At 40.0% G+C, this 15,387-nt stretch carries 20 protein-coding genes; all 20 read left to right on the top strand.

The genetic code is table 11. From position 1 onward, the window contains the following. Positions 1 to 27: 27 nt before the first annotated feature. The 20 genes from codY to fliP all read left to right on the top strand — a co-directional run bounded on the left by codY (position 28) and on the right by fliP (position 15,386). Entirely contained in the window at positions 28 to 807 is a 780-nt protein-coding gene (gene codY, locus H538_RS0100585; protein WP_026675881.1) for a GTP-sensing pleiotropic transcriptional regulator CodY, read from the top strand. A 397-nt stretch (positions 808 to 1,204) separates the two neighbouring features. Further along, on the top strand, positions 1,205 to 1,585 hold the full coding sequence (gene flgB / locus H538_RS0100580) for a flagellar basal body rod protein FlgB (RefSeq protein ID WP_026675880.1): 381 nt from the start codon (positions 1,205 to 1,207) through the stop codon (positions 1,583 to 1,585). Positions 1,586 to 1,588: 3 nt separating this feature from the next. Then, positions 1,589 to 2,038, top strand: a complete 450-nt coding sequence (flgC, locus tag H538_RS0100575; RefSeq protein WP_026675879.1) for a flagellar basal body rod protein FlgC — start codon at positions 1,589 to 1,591, stop codon at positions 2,036 to 2,038. A 10-nt stretch (positions 2,039 to 2,048) separates the two neighbouring features. Beyond that, positions 2,049 to 2,351 (top strand): flagellar hook-basal body complex protein FliE, encoded by a 303-nt coding sequence (fliE, locus tag H538_RS0100570; protein ID WP_051291170.1) that lies wholly within the window; start codon positions 2,049 to 2,051, stop codon positions 2,349 to 2,351. Between the two features lie 89 nt (positions 2,352 to 2,440). Further along, positions 2,441 to 4,036 carry a flagellar basal-body MS-ring/collar protein FliF gene (fliF, locus tag H538_RS0100565; protein ID WP_026675877.1) on the top strand — a complete coding sequence of 532 codons (1,596 nt, stop codon included), beginning with the start codon at positions 2,441 to 2,443 and terminating at the stop codon, positions 4,034 to 4,036. A gap of 76 nt (positions 4,037 to 4,112) precedes the next feature. Then, positions 4,113 to 5,126, top strand: a complete 1,014-nt coding sequence (fliG, locus tag H538_RS0100560; RefSeq protein ID WP_026675876.1) for a flagellar motor switch protein FliG — start codon at positions 4,113 to 4,115, stop codon at positions 5,124 to 5,126. Continuing rightward, positions 5,119 to 5,925, top strand: coding sequence for a flagellar assembly protein FliH (fliH, locus tag H538_RS0100555; RefSeq protein ID WP_026675875.1), 807 nt, complete (start codon positions 5,119 to 5,121; stop codon positions 5,923 to 5,925). Before fliG ends, fliH begins: the two co-directional genes overlap by 8 nt. Further along, positions 5,894 to 7,204 (top strand): flagellar protein export ATPase FliI, encoded by a 1,311-nt coding sequence (gene fliI, locus H538_RS0100550; RefSeq protein WP_026675874.1) that lies wholly within the window; start codon positions 5,894 to 5,896, stop codon positions 7,202 to 7,204. The genes fliH and fliI overlap by 32 nt, the downstream gene beginning before the upstream one ends. A 1-nt stretch (position 7,205) precedes the next feature. Continuing rightward, positions 7,206 to 7,643, top strand: a complete 438-nt coding sequence (gene fliJ / locus H538_RS0100545) for a flagellar export protein FliJ (protein ID WP_026675873.1) — start codon at positions 7,206 to 7,208, stop codon at positions 7,641 to 7,643. A 15-nt stretch (positions 7,644 to 7,658) separates the two neighbouring features. Beyond that, positions 7,659 to 8,237, top strand: a complete 579-nt coding sequence (locus H538_RS0100540) for a MotE family protein (RefSeq protein WP_026675872.1) — start codon at positions 7,659 to 7,661, stop codon at positions 8,235 to 8,237. Positions 8,238 to 8,247: 10 nt separating this feature from the next. Further along, positions 8,248 to 9,492: a flagellar hook-length control protein FliK gene (locus tag H538_RS0100535; RefSeq protein ID WP_154657874.1), complete on the top strand. Its 1,245-nt coding sequence runs from the start codon at positions 8,248 to 8,250 to the stop codon at positions 9,490 to 9,492. A 5-nt stretch (positions 9,493 to 9,497) separates the two neighbouring features. After that, a complete protein-coding gene (gene flgD / locus H538_RS0100530; RefSeq protein ID WP_026675870.1) occupies positions 9,498 to 9,947 on the top strand; it encodes a flagellar hook assembly protein FlgD in 450 nt (149 codons plus the stop codon). Between the two features lie 25 nt (positions 9,948 to 9,972). Beyond that, positions 9,973 to 10,758: a flagellar basal body rod protein FlgG gene (gene flgG / locus H538_RS0100525; protein WP_026675869.1), complete on the top strand. Its 786-nt coding sequence runs from the start codon at positions 9,973 to 9,975 to the stop codon at positions 10,756 to 10,758. Between the two features lie 55 nt (positions 10,759 to 10,813). Beyond that, entirely contained in the window at positions 10,814 to 11,029 is a 216-nt protein-coding gene (locus tag H538_RS0100520) for a flagellar FlbD family protein (RefSeq protein ID WP_026675868.1), read from the top strand. Beyond that, on the top strand, positions 11,030 to 11,461 hold the full coding sequence (gene fliL / locus H538_RS0100515) for a flagellar basal body-associated protein FliL (protein ID WP_026675867.1): 432 nt from the start codon (positions 11,030 to 11,032) through the stop codon (positions 11,459 to 11,461). A 40-nt stretch (positions 11,462 to 11,501) separates the two neighbouring features. Further along, complete coding sequence (fliM, locus tag H538_RS0100510; protein WP_026675866.1) at positions 11,502 to 12,497, top strand: flagellar motor switch protein FliM; 996 nt, start codon at positions 11,502 to 11,504, stop codon at positions 12,495 to 12,497. Beyond that, complete coding sequence (gene fliY, locus H538_RS0100505; RefSeq protein WP_026675865.1) at positions 12,487 to 13,623, top strand: flagellar motor switch phosphatase FliY; 1,137 nt, start codon at positions 12,487 to 12,489, stop codon at positions 13,621 to 13,623. Before fliM ends, fliY begins: the two co-directional genes overlap by 11 nt. 30 nt (positions 13,624 to 13,653) lie before the next feature. After that, positions 13,654 to 14,016 carry a response regulator gene (locus tag H538_RS0100500; RefSeq protein ID WP_026675864.1) on the top strand — a complete coding sequence of 121 codons (363 nt, stop codon included), beginning with the start codon at positions 13,654 to 13,656 and terminating at the stop codon, positions 14,014 to 14,016. Between the two features lie 13 nt (positions 14,017 to 14,029). After that, positions 14,030 to 14,713, top strand: coding sequence for a flagellar biosynthetic protein FliO (locus tag H538_RS24935; RefSeq protein WP_051291168.1), 684 nt, complete (start codon positions 14,030 to 14,032; stop codon positions 14,711 to 14,713). After that, positions 14,706 to 15,386 (top strand): flagellar type III secretion system pore protein FliP, encoded by a 681-nt coding sequence (gene fliP / locus H538_RS0100490; protein ID WP_026675863.1) that lies wholly within the window; start codon positions 14,706 to 14,708, stop codon positions 15,384 to 15,386. The genes H538_RS24935 and fliP overlap by 8 nt, the downstream gene beginning before the upstream one ends. Position 15,387: the final 1 nt, after the last annotated feature.

The raw sequence follows: 15,387 nt of genomic DNA, 5'->3' as shown, positions 1-15,387 counted from the left end.
GACAATATTTTAGGAGGAAGATTAGCAATGAATTTATTAGAAAAAACAAGAAGGATTAATGCAATGTTGCAACAAACAGGAGGCAAGCCTGTCAATTTCAAGGAAATGGCGGAAACACTTTGTGATGTGATTGAAGCGAACATCTTTGTCGTAAGCCGACGAGGAAAATTACTCGGAATCGCTTTAAAACAAGAGATCGAAAACGAGCGTATGAAAAAAATGTTGGAAGAAAGACAATTTCCGAATGAGTACACAAACGCGCTGTTCAATTTAACGCAAACGACGCCTAATCTTGACATCAACAGCCTTTATACGGCGTTCCCGGTTGAAAACAAGGAGCTGTTTGCTACTGGCTTAACGACAATTGTACCAATTGTAGGAGGGGGAGAACGTCTTGGCACATTAATTCTTTCCCGTTTATCTCGCTCATTCCATGATGAGGATTTAGTCCTTGCTGAATATGGAGCAACGGTTGTTGGAATGGAAATCCTTCGTGAAAAAGCAGAGGAAATTGAAGAGGAAGCAAGAAACAAAGCAGTTGTTCAAATGGCGATCAGCTCATTATCATATAGTGAACTTGAAGCGATTGAACACATCTTTGAAGAGTTAGAAGGAAATGAAGGGCTTCTCGTCGCGAGTAAAATTGCCGACCGTGTAGGAATCACACGCTCCGTCATTGTAAATGCGCTTCGAAAACTCGAAAGTGCGGGAGTCATTGAATCACGTTCGCTAGGTATGAAAGGAACGTACATTAAAGTATTAAACGACAAATTTTTACATGAGCTTTCAAAATTAAAGACTTCTTGATCGAATGGAAAAGGCTTTTGGCAGTCGAAACTGTCAAAAGCCTTTTTGTATGTAGAAAAACGAACAAATAGTATTCTTTAAAAACTGGAAAAATTATAGGACTATATGATTAAAAAAATGCCGGTGATGTAGTAAAAAAATCATAGACAAATTTTGCGAACATCGATTAGAATAATGAATATAAGAAAAATTTGTTACTTTCAAGTAATCTGTTTTTATAGGAAATGAAATTATAGGAAGATATAATTAGGGCTATAGACCTATTTATATCAAAAAATGTCGATTTAGTAAAAAAGTCATAGACAAATTTTGTATACATCAAGTAGAATATGGTATATCGGACCATTTTTTAGTTTCATTTTCCTATTTATAAAAAAGAAGGAGGGGGATCTACGATATGTTTTCAGCTCCGGTAATCCAAATGTTAGAACGGGGGCTCGATGGTGCTGCGCTCAAACAGAAAACGATAACAAATAATCTTGCCAATATTGACACGCCAAACTACAAAGCAAAACAAGTTGTGTTTCGGGATGAACTAGAAAGCTCTATAAAAGCTTTTAAAACAGACAATCGGCATTTCGATTTCAGTAATTCTACTAGAGGAAACTTTACGGTAAAAGAAGCGGACCACTCGGTAATGAACAATAATGGAAATACGGTTGATATTGATCATGAAATGGCGGAAATGGCGAAGAACCAAATTTTATATCAAGCTTTGATTCAAGAATTAAATGCGAATTTTACCAGATTGAAAATGGTTGCAAAAGGTGGTAAGTAATCGATGGGGTTTTTTCAAGCATTGAATAATTCGGCATCAGGCTTGACGGCCGAACGGCTGAGAATGGATATCGCATCGTCGAACATGGCGAATGTCGATACGACAAGAGGAAAAATGGTAAATGGTAAATGGGAGCCATATCGAAGAAAAATGGTTGTCATGGAACCGAATAACACTTTTCAATCTGTTTTAAATAGTTCCTTAAAGCCGGCTCAACAAGGCGGAAATGGTGTTAAAGTAACGGCGATAGTTGAAGACCAGACTCCGTTTAAACTCGTTTACGATCCAGATTCGCCGGATGCGGACCAAAATGGATATGTCAGAATGCCAAATGTTGACCCGCTTAAAGAAATGGTCGATTTAATGAGTGCAAACCGATCGTATGAAGCAAATGTCACTGCTTTAAATGCAGCAAAAGGAATGTATTTAAAAGCATTAGAAATAGGCCGTTAGGAGGAGAATCATGGATTCTATCAGTTCCATCACTAGTTTAGGAAATACTCTATCAGTTAGTAACAAAAGTAAGATCAATTCAAATGGAGCACCTGCTTCATTTGCACATATATTAAATACAATGATACATAAAGTAAATGATTCGCAAATCCAGGCCGATCAAGCGGCCGAACAACTCGTAACCGGAAAAGCGACTGATTTGCATCAAGTGATGATCGCAAGTGAAAAAGCGAATATCACGCTTCAAACTGCCCTTGAAATACGAAATAAAGTGATCGAAGCGTATCAAGAGGTTATGAGAACACAAGTTTAATAGTGCTATTATATGTTTCGCATCATCGTTTAAATTTATGGGTCCCTTCATTAAATTTTTTTTTGCGTGTAACTTATCTGGGGGAAAAGATGAAAGAGAAATTAATAAACTTCAAAAATCAAGTGGTACAGCGCTACAAAGAACTTACAAAAAAACAAAAAATTATCCTATTCGGATCAGCTATCATTCTATGTCTTGCAAGTATTTTAACAGTATTTTTTATCACAAGAACTGAATACGTTCCGTTGTATTCAAATTTATCTCCTCAGGAAGCCGGACAAATTAAAGAAAGCCTGGATTCAAAAGGGATCAAGTCAGAACTGTCAAATGGGGGAACAACGATATCCGTCCCATCGGATGTTGTTGATCAATTGAAAGTAGATCTTGCGGCTGAAGGAATACCTAAAAGCGGGAATATCGACTTTTCGGTATTCAGTGATAAAAGCGGGTTTGGCATGACGGACAATGAATTTCAAGTGTTGAATAAGGAAGCTACCCAGACGAAACTCGCTAATTTAATCAAAAGCATTGATGGCATCGAGGATGCAACTGTCATGATTACCATGCCTGAAGAAAGCGTGTGGGTTTCAGATGAAGACAAAAAGGCGACCGCATCCGTTGTATTGAAGCTTAAACCTGGATACAACTTGAATGAAAGCCAGGTAAAGGCATTATATACACTTGTTTCCCGCAGTATACCGAATTTGCCTGTGGAAAATATCGTGATTACAGATCAATATTCGAATGATTTTGATCTAAATGAACATAAATCCAATTCTTCGCTCTCAACATATGAAGAAGAGCAGCAAATCAAACAGGATATTGAAAAAGACCTCCAGCGCCGTGTCCAGCAAATGTTAGGGACGATTATCGGTCCTGATAAAGTCGTATCGATCGTTACGGCGGATGTTGACTTTACAAAGGAGAAAAGAGAAGAAAATTTAGTAGAGCCTGTTGATAAGAAAAAAATGAAGGGGTTGGAAGTAAGCGTCGAAAAAATCAGGGAAAGCTACAGTGGTAATCAAAGCAATCAGGGTGGGGTCGCAGGTACGGGCCAAACCGATATACCAACTTACCCGGCGGGGACAAATGGATCAAATGGGACGTATGATAAAGCGGATGACAAAATCAATTATGCCATTAATAAAATTAAACGGGAAATTGAAAAAAGCCCATATGAAATCCGGGATTTAGGAATTCAAGTCGTTGTTGAACCACCGAAGCCAAACGACCCGAATTCTCTTCCGCAGGCCAGGATCAATGATATTAAACAATTATTAAGCAGTGTCGTAAGTACGTCCATTTCAAAGACAGCGGCGCAAAATCTAACAACTCAACAAATGCAAGACAAAATTTCGGTATCTGTCCAACCGTTTCATGGAAAACAGGCAACAGGACAAACAAATACATCTAGCTTGCCGATCTGGGTTTACATTATTGGCGGAGTTTTACTCGTTGTCATCATTCTTTTAGCCATCCTTTTAATACGAAAGAAACGTGAAAGAGAAGACATGGATGCGGAAATCGAAGAGTTTGATTTTGAAAAGGAAAGATTCGATGTACCGGATGTGAATATAGATCGTGAATCAGAAGAAACGGTTCGCAAAGAACAACTGGAAAAAATGGCAAAGGAAAAACCTGAGGAGTTCGTTAAACTGCTCAGAACATGGTTATCAGAAGATTAATTGCAAACGATATTTTGGCAATTGACAATGGGCAGTTGACTCATTTTACCGCTAGCAAGATTTAGGGGGATGCTTTATGGCCAGGGGAGTAAAGGAAATGTCAGGGAAAGAGAAAGCGGCGCTCTTAATGATCTCTTTAGGCCCGGACATAGCCGCGCAAATCTACAAATATTTAAGTGAAGAGGAAATTGAAAAGCTGACGTTGCAAATCTCGCAAATTCGGAAAGTAGATTCTGAAGTGAAAGAAAATATCATTAGTCAGTTTCATCAGATTGCTCTGGCGCAAGATTATATTGCGCAAGGCGGGATCGGATATGCGAAAACGGTTCTTGAAAAAGCGGTCGGCAAAAATGAAGCGATGGCCATTATCAACCGATTAACGTCAACATTGCAAGTACGGCCGTTTGATTTTGCCCGAAAAGCGGATCCTGCTCAAATATTCAATTTTATTCAAAATGAGCATCCGCAAACGATCGCTTTAATTTTGTCCTATTTGGACGCTAGCCAGGCGGGGCAAATTTTATCGGAACTCCCGCAAGAAATGCAGGCTGATGTGGCAAAACGGATTGCCACAATGGATCGGACATCGCCGGAAATCATTAATGAAATCGAGCAAATACTTGAGCGAAAGCTTTCAACGACCGTATCCAATGACTTTACACAGGCTGGGGGGATTGAGGCGGTAGTCGATGTCCTTAACGGCGTTGACCGCAGTACCGAACGGACAATTCTTGAATCTTTAGAAGTTCAAGATCCTGATTTAGCGGAAGAAATTAAGAAGAGAATGTTTGTATTCGAAGATATTGTCACCCTTGATAATCGTGCGATACAGCGTGTTATCAGAGATGTCCAAAATGAAGATTTACTGCTTGCACTAAAAGCTTCAAGTGAAGAAGTAAAAGAAGTGTTATTTCGGAATATGTCCGAACGCATGGCGGAAAATTTCAAAGAAGAAATGGAATTTATGGGTCCTGTCAGGCTGCGTGATGTAGAAGAAGCACAGTCTAGAATTGTTGCTATTATCCGCAGGTTAGAAGATGCGGGGGAAGTCGTGATTGCTCGCGGTGGAGGAGATGACATCATTGTCTAAAGTTATTAAATCTTCCCATGCGGAATTAAATCATCGGACAAACCGAAGAATTGAAATTCAACAAATCGATCAAACGATTGTAACTGATCACTTACTGTCAGACGAAGAACGAATTGAATACCGTGAAAAACGTTCGCTTGAAATCCTTCATAGCGCTGAGCGCCAGGCGAAGCAATGGAAAGAAAAGATGGAAGAGGAGCGTCTTGCACACGAGGCATATCTTGAACGAAGCCGGGAAGAGCTTCTCATTAAAATCGAAGAAGAAACGGAACGTGCCAGACAAGAAGGATACCGGGCTGGATATGAAATAGGAAGGAAGGAGGGGTATGAAAGTTATCAATCCCTTCTTGAACAAGTAAAAAAAATGGCGGAAGCCGCAAAACGGGATTACATGGCTAAACTGGAAGAGGCAGAACCGGCGATTGTAAGACTTGCCGTGAAAATGGCGAAAAAGCTTGTTAAAGATACATTGCGTGAAAATCCGGATAGTTGGACGAATATCGTTAAAGACTTGATTAAAGAAGCAAGGGAAAATGATGAGATTAAATTATATGTTCATCCGGATTGGTACGAGTTTACCATTATGCACAGGCAAGAATTACAAAATTTATTGCTGGAGACGACGGACTTTTATATATACCCTGATGAAACGTTACCAGAATACGGCTGTATGCTAGAGTACCCATTTGGAAAAATAGAAGCCGGACTGGACAGCCAATTTACAGAGTTAAAGAAAAAAATGATGGAATATTTAGAGGTACTAGTAAATGAAAGCACTGGAGCTGCTGTCGAAAATTGAACGCATTGATACATATCGGCGATTTGGCAAAGTGAATCGGGTTGTTGGCTTAATGATTGAATCGAGGGGGCCGGTTGCTTCTATAGGAGATCTTTGTTTGATACATATAAAGGACGGAAGAAAACTAAAGGCAGAAGTAGTAGGCTTTAGCGGCGAGCATGTATTATTAATGCCATTTACCCATGTGAAAGAAATATCGGCAGGCAGTCTTGTAGAAGCTACCCACGAGCCGCTGAAAATTAAAGTTGGTAGAAGTCTGCTTGGGACAGTTTTGGATGGGCTCGGTTCCCCATTAGATGAAAGAATACGGATCAAAGGGTTAAAAAGCTTTCCAACTGAAAATGAACCACCTAATCCACTTTCGAGACCGAGAATTAAGGAAAAAATACAGCTAGGAGTTCGTTCGCTCGATAGTCTTCTAACAGTAGGAAAAGGTCAACGTGTTGGCATTTTTGCAGGAAGCGGCGTGGGGAAAAGTACATTAATGGGAATGATCGCCAGGAGTTCTACCGCGGATCTAAACGTCATTGCATTAATTGGAGAACGTGGCCGGGAAGTGATGGACTTTATTGAAAAAGACCTTGGAGAGGAAGGGTTAAAACGCTCAATCGTCGTTGTGGCGACCTCTGATCAACCGGCTCTCATGAGAATAAAAGGAGCAATGACGGCAACTGCGATTGCGGAATATTTCAGGGATCAAGGCCAAAACGTCATGTTAATGATGGATTCCGTTACGCGAGTTGCAATGGCGCAGCGTGAAATAGGCCTGGCTATTGGCGAGCCGCCAACGACAAAAGGATACACTCCGTCCGTATTTGCCTTATTGCCGAAATTGCTTGAACGATCCGGAATGGGCGAGAAAGGGAGCATTACCGCTTTTTATACCGTTCTTGTCGACGGCGATGATTTCAATGAACCGATTGCTGATACGGTCAGAGGAATCCTTGATGGTCATTTCGTTCTTGACCGGAACCTTGCCAATAAAGGCCAATTCCCGGCGATTAATTTGCTGAAAAGCGTCAGCCGAATCATGAACGATATTGTCGACCAAAAACATCGTATAGCGGCAGATCATTTCAGGGAACTGCTCAGCAGCTATATTGAAGCAGAAGATTTAATTGCAATTGGCGCTTATAAACGAGGTTCGACGGAAAAAATTGATCAAGCGATTAAAGCATATCCGAAAATCATTTCTTTTTTGAAACAAAATACGGATGAAAAAACAACTTTTGAAGAGTCCGTTAACCGGTTGATTGCTGAATTTGGAAAGGACGAATAAAATGGCTTTTCACTTTAAATTAGAAAAAGTACTGCGTGTTAAGAAGAAAGAAAAAGAGCTGTTGGAAGCCGAATATGCTCAAGCGGTACAAATGTTCGAACAAATGGCGAACAACCTTTATGAATTGTTAAAGAGGAAAGAAGAAATAGAACATCATTCAAACGAACAGTTTAAATCGAAAATGGTAGTCAACGATCTTCAGAATACACAGCGGTATCTGCTATCGTTAACCCAAAAAATCGCAAAAGCGCAAATTCAAGTACAAAAAGCGCGCGAACTAATGAAGATCGCAGAGCAGCAATTCGTTTCAAAAACAATTGAAGTGAAAAAGTATGAAAAATTAAAAGAAAGACAAATGGAAGAGTACAAGAGAACCCTATTTATTGAAGAAAATAAGCAAAATGATGAGTTTTCGATTTTGCGCTATATCAATCAATGAAATTAGGTGAACGAAATGGCAACTAGCGAAAAATCGGGCAAAAAAATACAGGCTTTGCTAATGATTTTCTTTCCATTATTGTTTGCAATCATCGTCGGTTGGATTGTAATGCTGCTTATGGGAATCGATGTTTTCGGTAAAGTGAAAGAACTTCCCGTGATTTCCAGCTTTGCGACCAAAGACAAGAACATTGACCAAAATACTGGCAATCATCAAGTGGAACTGTTGAATAAAAAAATCGTTCAGCAAAATAAAGTCATTTCCCGCCTGGAAAAAGATTTATCAAGCAAGGAGACAGAAGTCCTTCAATTAAAAGATGATCTTGCCGCAGCAAAAAAACGTGAAGAAACAAGTCAATCCAGCAAAACCAATCAAGAAGAAAGCGCAAAAACAAATGACAAAAAAGAAAAGGTTGCCAACTGGTACAATGCGATGTCGCCAAAAAATGCAGCAGCAATTATTGAAGAAATGAAAACAAAAGAAGCAATTGAGATTTTAAACATGCTAGATGATGAAGCAACTGCAGGAATATTGGAAAAAATGACACCCAAAAAAGCTGCTGAACTAACCATCCTATTAAAACAAAGGAGGTGAGGAAGTAGACGTGAAGATTACGGTACCCTGTACTATGCTTATGTCGGAATTTATAGCATCAAATAGTTCCCAGAATCCTCAAGCCGAAGAGTTTAATAATGCCTTATTGCAGGCTCTACAAGTTTCAAATTTAAATATGAAGGATGTTTCGACAAGGGACGCTGAAATTCCACCCGGTCAAATCATTGTTGAACTAAAGAAAGTGCTGGGTGAGGGAGATCTAATGCTTGAGCCGAAAGAACTATTAATGGATGATGCGAAAAAGCTGCTTTCGCTTTTGCCGAAGGAATTGGGGGAGCAATTGGAAAAATTGTTCGACGGAACCAATCATGCGGGCAATGTTAAGGAAGATGAAAAAGGACAGGAAACGGTCGTTCAATTGCTCGGACTCGTTATTCATCTCGCTTATCTCGATCTGAAAACCATCGAAAACAACCGGATGTTTCAAAGCGTGGGCGAACATATCCAAAGGGAACTTGTAACTCATCTTCCGTTCCTGCAAAAAATTGACCAAAAGGATTCGTCATGGGGCCATTTTTTAAAGGAAATCGTTCAACAGGTTGAACAATGGTCCCAATCGAATCATCGATCAATTGAGCCGAATGCAAGTAAGGAGAACGGGCCATTTATAAAAGTTCTTTCAAGTTTCACAAGTATGGATGGCAAGGCGGGCATAGAAGGCCAGCTAAAGCGGATAGATGCGATTCATCCACGACTTTTTTCATCGAAACCGGCGTCACATGCAATGAATAGTCGATTTGACAGCGCGCCGATGCATGCGTTAGAACAGTTTGTTCTTCACGTTCCTCAATATAAAGGTGATGAAATCTCCGAACGGCAATTTGTTCGTGAATTCAATCAAATTATAAGCCGTCATCAATTGGCGATTTTGCAAAATGGAATATCCCGGTTCTCTATTCAATTGACGCCGGAGCATTTAGGAATGTTAGACATTCAGATTTTCTCAAAAAACGGTGAAATAACAGCGAGAATTATGACCGGAACACAAGCAGCAAAAGAATTGCTCGAATCACAGCTGCATCACTTGAAAACCGCCTTTCACGGATCCGATTTACAGCTTAACAAAATTGATATTTTCACGTCACTGCAGGATGCGGGCTATAAGGAACAAGGATCATTCTCCGGCAGGCATAACAGACAGGAGCAACAACCATCATTAAAAGACGAAAAAAATAGCCAGGATGACGACCAATCATTTATCGATATATTAGATGAACTTAATATAAAGGTGTGAAAAAAATGGAGAATCGTGTTTCAAGTGACCTTTATTTATCAAACTATCAAAAAAACGAACGACAGACAGGCACAAGCGCGCTTGGAAAAGATGATTTTTTAAAAATTTTAATTACGCAATTGCAAAACCAGGATCCGACTAGCCCGATGGAAGATAAAGAATTTATTTCACAAATGGCAACTTTTTCATCACTTGAACAAATGACGAACATGAACAAAATGTTTGAACAGTTTTTATACCAGCAAAGTGATATGTCTTTTTTTCAACAAAGCGAGCTCATTGGAAAAACGGTTACGTATGAAGTGGATAGCTCGGGGAATTCAGGAGATCCATCGCCAAAGACGAAAACAGCTGTTGTGAAGTCAGTCCTGTTTGAGGACGGGACGACAAAGCTCGAGTTAGATGATGGGACAAAAATTGATAATCGGGCAGTAATTAAAGTGAGCAAACCTTAACCAAAAACTAAAAGGGGGAAGCAATATGTTACGTTCTATGTACGCTGGTATTAGCGGAATGAAAAATTTTCAAACGAAATTAGATGTTATCGGCAACAATATCGCCAATGTCAATACATACGGGTTTAAAAAAGGAAGAACGGTATTTAGCGATTTAGTGAGCCAGCAACTTGCCGGTGCAAGTGCTCCATCAGCTACTAGAGGGGGAGTGAATCCGAAACAGGTTGGCCTCGGTTCCCAGCTTGCGGCCATTGATACGGTTCAAACGCAAGGAAGCTTGCAAACGACTGGCCGTACACTTGATTTAGCAGTTGATGGCGATGGCTATTTTGTCGTAACAGATGGAACAAATACGTATTATACGCGGGCTGGCAACTTTTATTTGGATGAAAAAGGAAATCTTGTTACCACAGACGGGCTCTATGTTCAGGGAACTGGAGGCAAATTATCGATTCCAAAAGATGCTGAAAGTTTTAGCATTGGTCCGGATGGAACGATTAGCTACATCCAAAATGGATCATTAAACAATTCTCAAAAAATTCAACTTGCGAAATTTAATAATAATGAAGGGTTAGAAAAAGCAGGGGGAAATCTCTTCAGGCAGACGACGAATTCAGGGAATGCCACTGTTAATAATCCGGGAACAAACGGTTTAGGGACAATAAAATCAAGTTCGCTTGAAATGTCCAACGTTGACCTTTCAGAAGAATTTACCGAGATGATTGTCGCCCAGCGCGGCTTCCAGGCCAATACGAGAATTATCACAACATCTGATGAAATTTTGCAGGAGCTCGTCAATCTTAAACGTTAGTTAATAATGTGAAGGGAGGAGGGGGAGCGCCTCAATAGTTAACCCCCATCTTCAAATGATAGTTTTAACAAAATTAAACGGCGCGCAATTTGCGTTAAACGCCATATATATTGAGCTGGTAGAATCATTTCCGGATACGACGATCACACTTACAACAGGAAAGAAATTGGTTGTAAAAGAGTCAGAACAGGAAGTTATTGAAAAAATAACTGCCTATTATAAAGAAATTACAGTCATTGGATCAAGTTTACAAGACGGGGAGGACAATTGAATGGAGAAGAGCAAAAAAACGGTAGTCATTGGTACAGTCATCTCTTCCGTCATCATTGCAGGATTGTTAGGATTTTATCTCTTCCATCAATTTTCTCCAAAGTCCAAAGAAGAGAATAGTCCGGCCGCAGACGAACTTGAAAAGCTGACGGTAGAGACGGAAGAGATTACGACGAATTTGGCAGATGATAGCTATATTAAAGTGAAATTTAAGCTTCTTGCAGGCAGTAAAAAAGCGAAACAAGAAATAGAGCAGCGATTATTCCAGATCAACAATATCATCATTTACGAACTGTCTGATAAGAAGGCGAACGATTTAAAAGGACAAAAAGGGATTACTGGATTAGAGGATGTATTAAAACAGAAAATCAACCGCCTGATGCAAGAAGGAAAGGTTGTCAGAGTCTACACAACAGAAAAAATTGTTCAATAAGATGGATCGTTAAAACCCCTTTAGAAAAGAGGTGAGGCACTTGGCAGAAATATTATCGCAAAGTGAAATTGATGCTTTATTGTCTGCCCTTTCTACCGGAGAAATGGATGCAGAGGAATTAAAGAAGGAAGAAGAAGAGAGAAAAGTTAAAACATATGATTTTAAACGCGCGTTGCGTTTTTCTAAAGATCAAATACGAAGCATTACAAGAGTGCACGAGAATTTCGCAAGGCTTTTAACAACTTATTTTTCTGCACAATTAAGGACTTATGTGCAAATCAATGTTGCATCCGTTGACCAGCTTCCATACGAAGAATTTATTCGGTCGATCCCGAAGATGACGATTTTAAATATTTTTGAGGCGAGTCCGCTTGAAGGGCGCCTTTTGATCGAAGTGAATCCGAATATCGCGTATGCCATGCTTGATCGGGTAATGGGCGGATATGGCGCAAGCATGAATAAAGTAGAAAACTTAACGGAAATTGAAACAAAAATTATGTCGCAATTGTTTGATAGAACATTAGAAAGCTTTAAAGAAGCATGGGGGAATATGATTTCGCTTGAACCTAATATGGTAGGTTTTGAAGTGAATCCGCAATTCCTGCAAATGGTTTCGCCAAATGAGACGGTTGTCGTCATTTCATTGACGACGACGATCGGGGAAACGAGCGGAATGATGAACATTTGTCTTCCTCATGTTGTGCTCGAGCCGATTATTCCAAAACTGTCCGTGCACTATTGGATGCAGACAAACCAAAAAAACCGGCGTCCCGAAGAAGCCGCCTTTTTAGAACAAAAAATTAAACTTACCCAATTGCCGTTAACCGTTGAACTAGGAAGTTCCGATTTGACAGTTGAGGAATTTTTGCAATTGGAGTGTGGAGACATCATTCAGCTCAATCAAAAAATCGATCGACCATTACATATACGTATCGAAAACACGATGAAATTTTTAGGCCAGCCCGGTAAGTCAAGAAATCAAATGGCTGTACAAATTATCGAAGTACTTGAGGGGGAAGAGGAAAGTGGCAAGTGATGGAATGTTATCACAAGAAGAGATTGATGCGTTGTTAAATGGAAGGGATGTTCAATCTTCAGACAATGTATCAGTAAATGACTATTTAACTTCAATTGAACAAGATGCGCTAGGAGAAATCGGCAACATATCGTTTGGCAGTGCCGCCACAGCTTTGTCAACATTGTTAAATCAAAAGGTTGAAATTACAACTCCGACTGTTTCGGTTATAAAAAGAGATCGTTTAATGGATCAGTTTCCAGTCCCCCATGTTGCCGTTCAAGTTACATATACAGAGGGAATAAAAGGTGCGAACCTGCTTGTTATCCAAACGACGGATGCTAGAATCATAGCCGATTTAATGCTTGGCGGAGACGGAACGAATCCTTCATCTGACTTTGGTGAACTTCATTTAAGCGCTGTTGGGGAAGCGATGAATCAAATGATGGGCTCAGCTTCAACATCGATGTCGACCATTTTTAATAAAAAAGTTGATATTTCCCCTCCAAAACTTGACATTCTAGAATTTAATTCGGAGGAAAATCTGATTCCTGATGAAGACATTCTAGTGAACATTTCGTTCCGGCTAAAAGTAGGAACATTAATTGATTCGAGCATTATGCAACTAGTCCAGGTTGATTTTGCAAAGACATTAGTTGAGGAATTATTGAATCCACAGCCGGCGAGGGAAATGGTTCTAGCGGGCGAGCCTGAATATAAAGAAAAGCCTGCAATGGAAAGTGCTGGCACCGGAACGGTTCATCGGCATTCAGAGCCGATGAAAGAAGAACCGCGCCCAATCAGTAAGCCGATGGAGAGCCATCGGGCAGTATCTGTAGAGCCGGCTGTTTTCTCAGATTTCAATGAAATGGAGAGAAGCCATTTTGAAACGAAAAACCTGGATATGCTTTTAGACATCCCGCTCCAGGTAACCGTTGAACTTGGAAGAACAAAAAAGACAATAAAAGAAATACTCGATCTTGCTCCAGGATCGATTGTCGAGTTGGATAAATTAGCTGGAGAACCAGTTGATATACTAGTCAACCAAAAATTAATAGCTAAAGGCGAAGTCGTCGTCATTGAAGAAAATTTTGGCGTACGCGTGACTGACATTTTGAGCAAAAAAGACCGATTGCAAACGTTATAAAACAAATTTTCATTGTTGGAGGTAGTAAATATGGGAAATAGGATTTTAATCGTAGATGATGCGGCATTTATGCGTATGATGATCAAGGATATTTTAGTAAAAAACGGGTATGAAGTTGTCGGTGAAGCAGCTGATGGAATGCAGGCCGTCGAGAAATATAAAGAATTATCACCGGACCTTGTCACAATGGATATAACGATGCCTGAAATGGACGGCATTACCGCGTTAAAAGAAATTAAAAAGATAAATGGCGATGCAAAAGTCATTATGTGTTCAGCGATGGGCCAGCAGGCGATGGTTATTGACGCGATTCAAGCCGGCGCGAAAGATTTCATTGTGAAGCCGTTCCAGCCCGATCGGGTCATCGAGGCAATTAAAAAGACGATGGATTAAAGAAGGAAATAGGATGAAGCATCTTTTGTCAATTCAGCATAAACTCATTTTCATCTTCTTCATTGTCTTGTTACTTGTCATTCAAAGCGTTCCTGTCGATGCAAAAACGTTCTCGAAAACAGAAAAGGAAGAATGCAAGACCGTCTGGGATTGTGTTGGCGATAAGGGAAAACAAGAACATTCTGTGACTGGCAATGAAGAATCGATAAATCAAAATCAATCACCGCCATCAAATGGCAGCACATTTACAACGATTGTGAAGGTCGTTTGCGCCTTAGGATTCGTACTTTTTCTTCTCTATTTTTTACTTAAATTTATTCAGAAAAAAACGAAGACCTTTCACGAAAGAGGTGGTATTCAAACAGTCGGCGGAGTAGGGGTTGGTTCTAACCGTTCTGTTCAGCTTGTAAAAGTCGGGAAAACTATACTGGTTGTCGGCGTTGGCGAAACAGTCAGTCTGTTAAAAGAAATTACGGATGAAGACGAAGTAGAGGAGCTTTTAGCAAAAACAGATGCTTCCCCATCGCCGCCGTCCTCCCGTACGATTAGTAATTGGTTAGTAAAATTAAAAGGTGTAAAGGTAGAGAAGTCTTCCCGGGATTTCTCCCGCCTTTTAAAAAGCCAGCTGGATGATCTGGCAGAGGAGAGAAAAACCTTCTTGAAAACAATCGGAAAGAAAGGGAAGCCTCATGAATGATTTACTCCCGGGGATTAACCTGGACTTTTTATCAAACCATCATCCGGGAAACCTGGAAACAACTATTCAACTTTTATTGCTTTTAACGGTTTTATCACTTGCGCCAAGTATTCTAATCTTAATGACAAGCTTTACGAGAATCGTCATTGTGCTGTCTTTCGTTAGAACTTCAATAGGAACCCAGAGTGCGCCACCAAACCAGGTAATCATCGGACTTGCTCTGTTTTTAACTTTTTTTATTATGGCACCGACCTTTCATCAAGTGAATAAAGAAGCCATTACGCCTTTAATCAAAGGTAAAATCTCTCAAGAAGAGGCGTTTGAAAAAGGTTCCTTGCCGATGAAAGAATTTATGGCCAAACATACAAGACAAAAAGATTTAGAGCTTTTTTTACATTACAGCAAGGCAAAACAACCGAAAAATATAAGTGATATTGGTCTCGCTACACTTGTTCCTGCCTTTACGATCAGTGAGCTGAAGTCGGCATTTCAGATGGGGTTTATGATCTTTCTGCCTTTTCTCGTGATCGATATGGTCGTCTCAAGTGTGCTTATGGCCATGGGAATGATGATGCTTCCGCCTGTGATGATTTCCCTGCCGTTTAAACTGTTATTGTTTGTTCTTGTTGATGGTTGGTATTTAATCGTCAAGTCTCTTCTTTTAAGTTATTAAA

The sequence above is a fragment of the Fictibacillus gelatini DSM 15865 genome, assembly GCF_000430745.1.
Lineage (GTDB): Bacteria > Bacillota > Bacilli > Bacillales > Fictibacillaceae > Fictibacillus_A > Fictibacillus_A gelatini.
The sequence above is the reverse complement of the archived record's forward strand: the minus strand, read 5'-3'. Positions and strand labels throughout refer to the sequence as shown.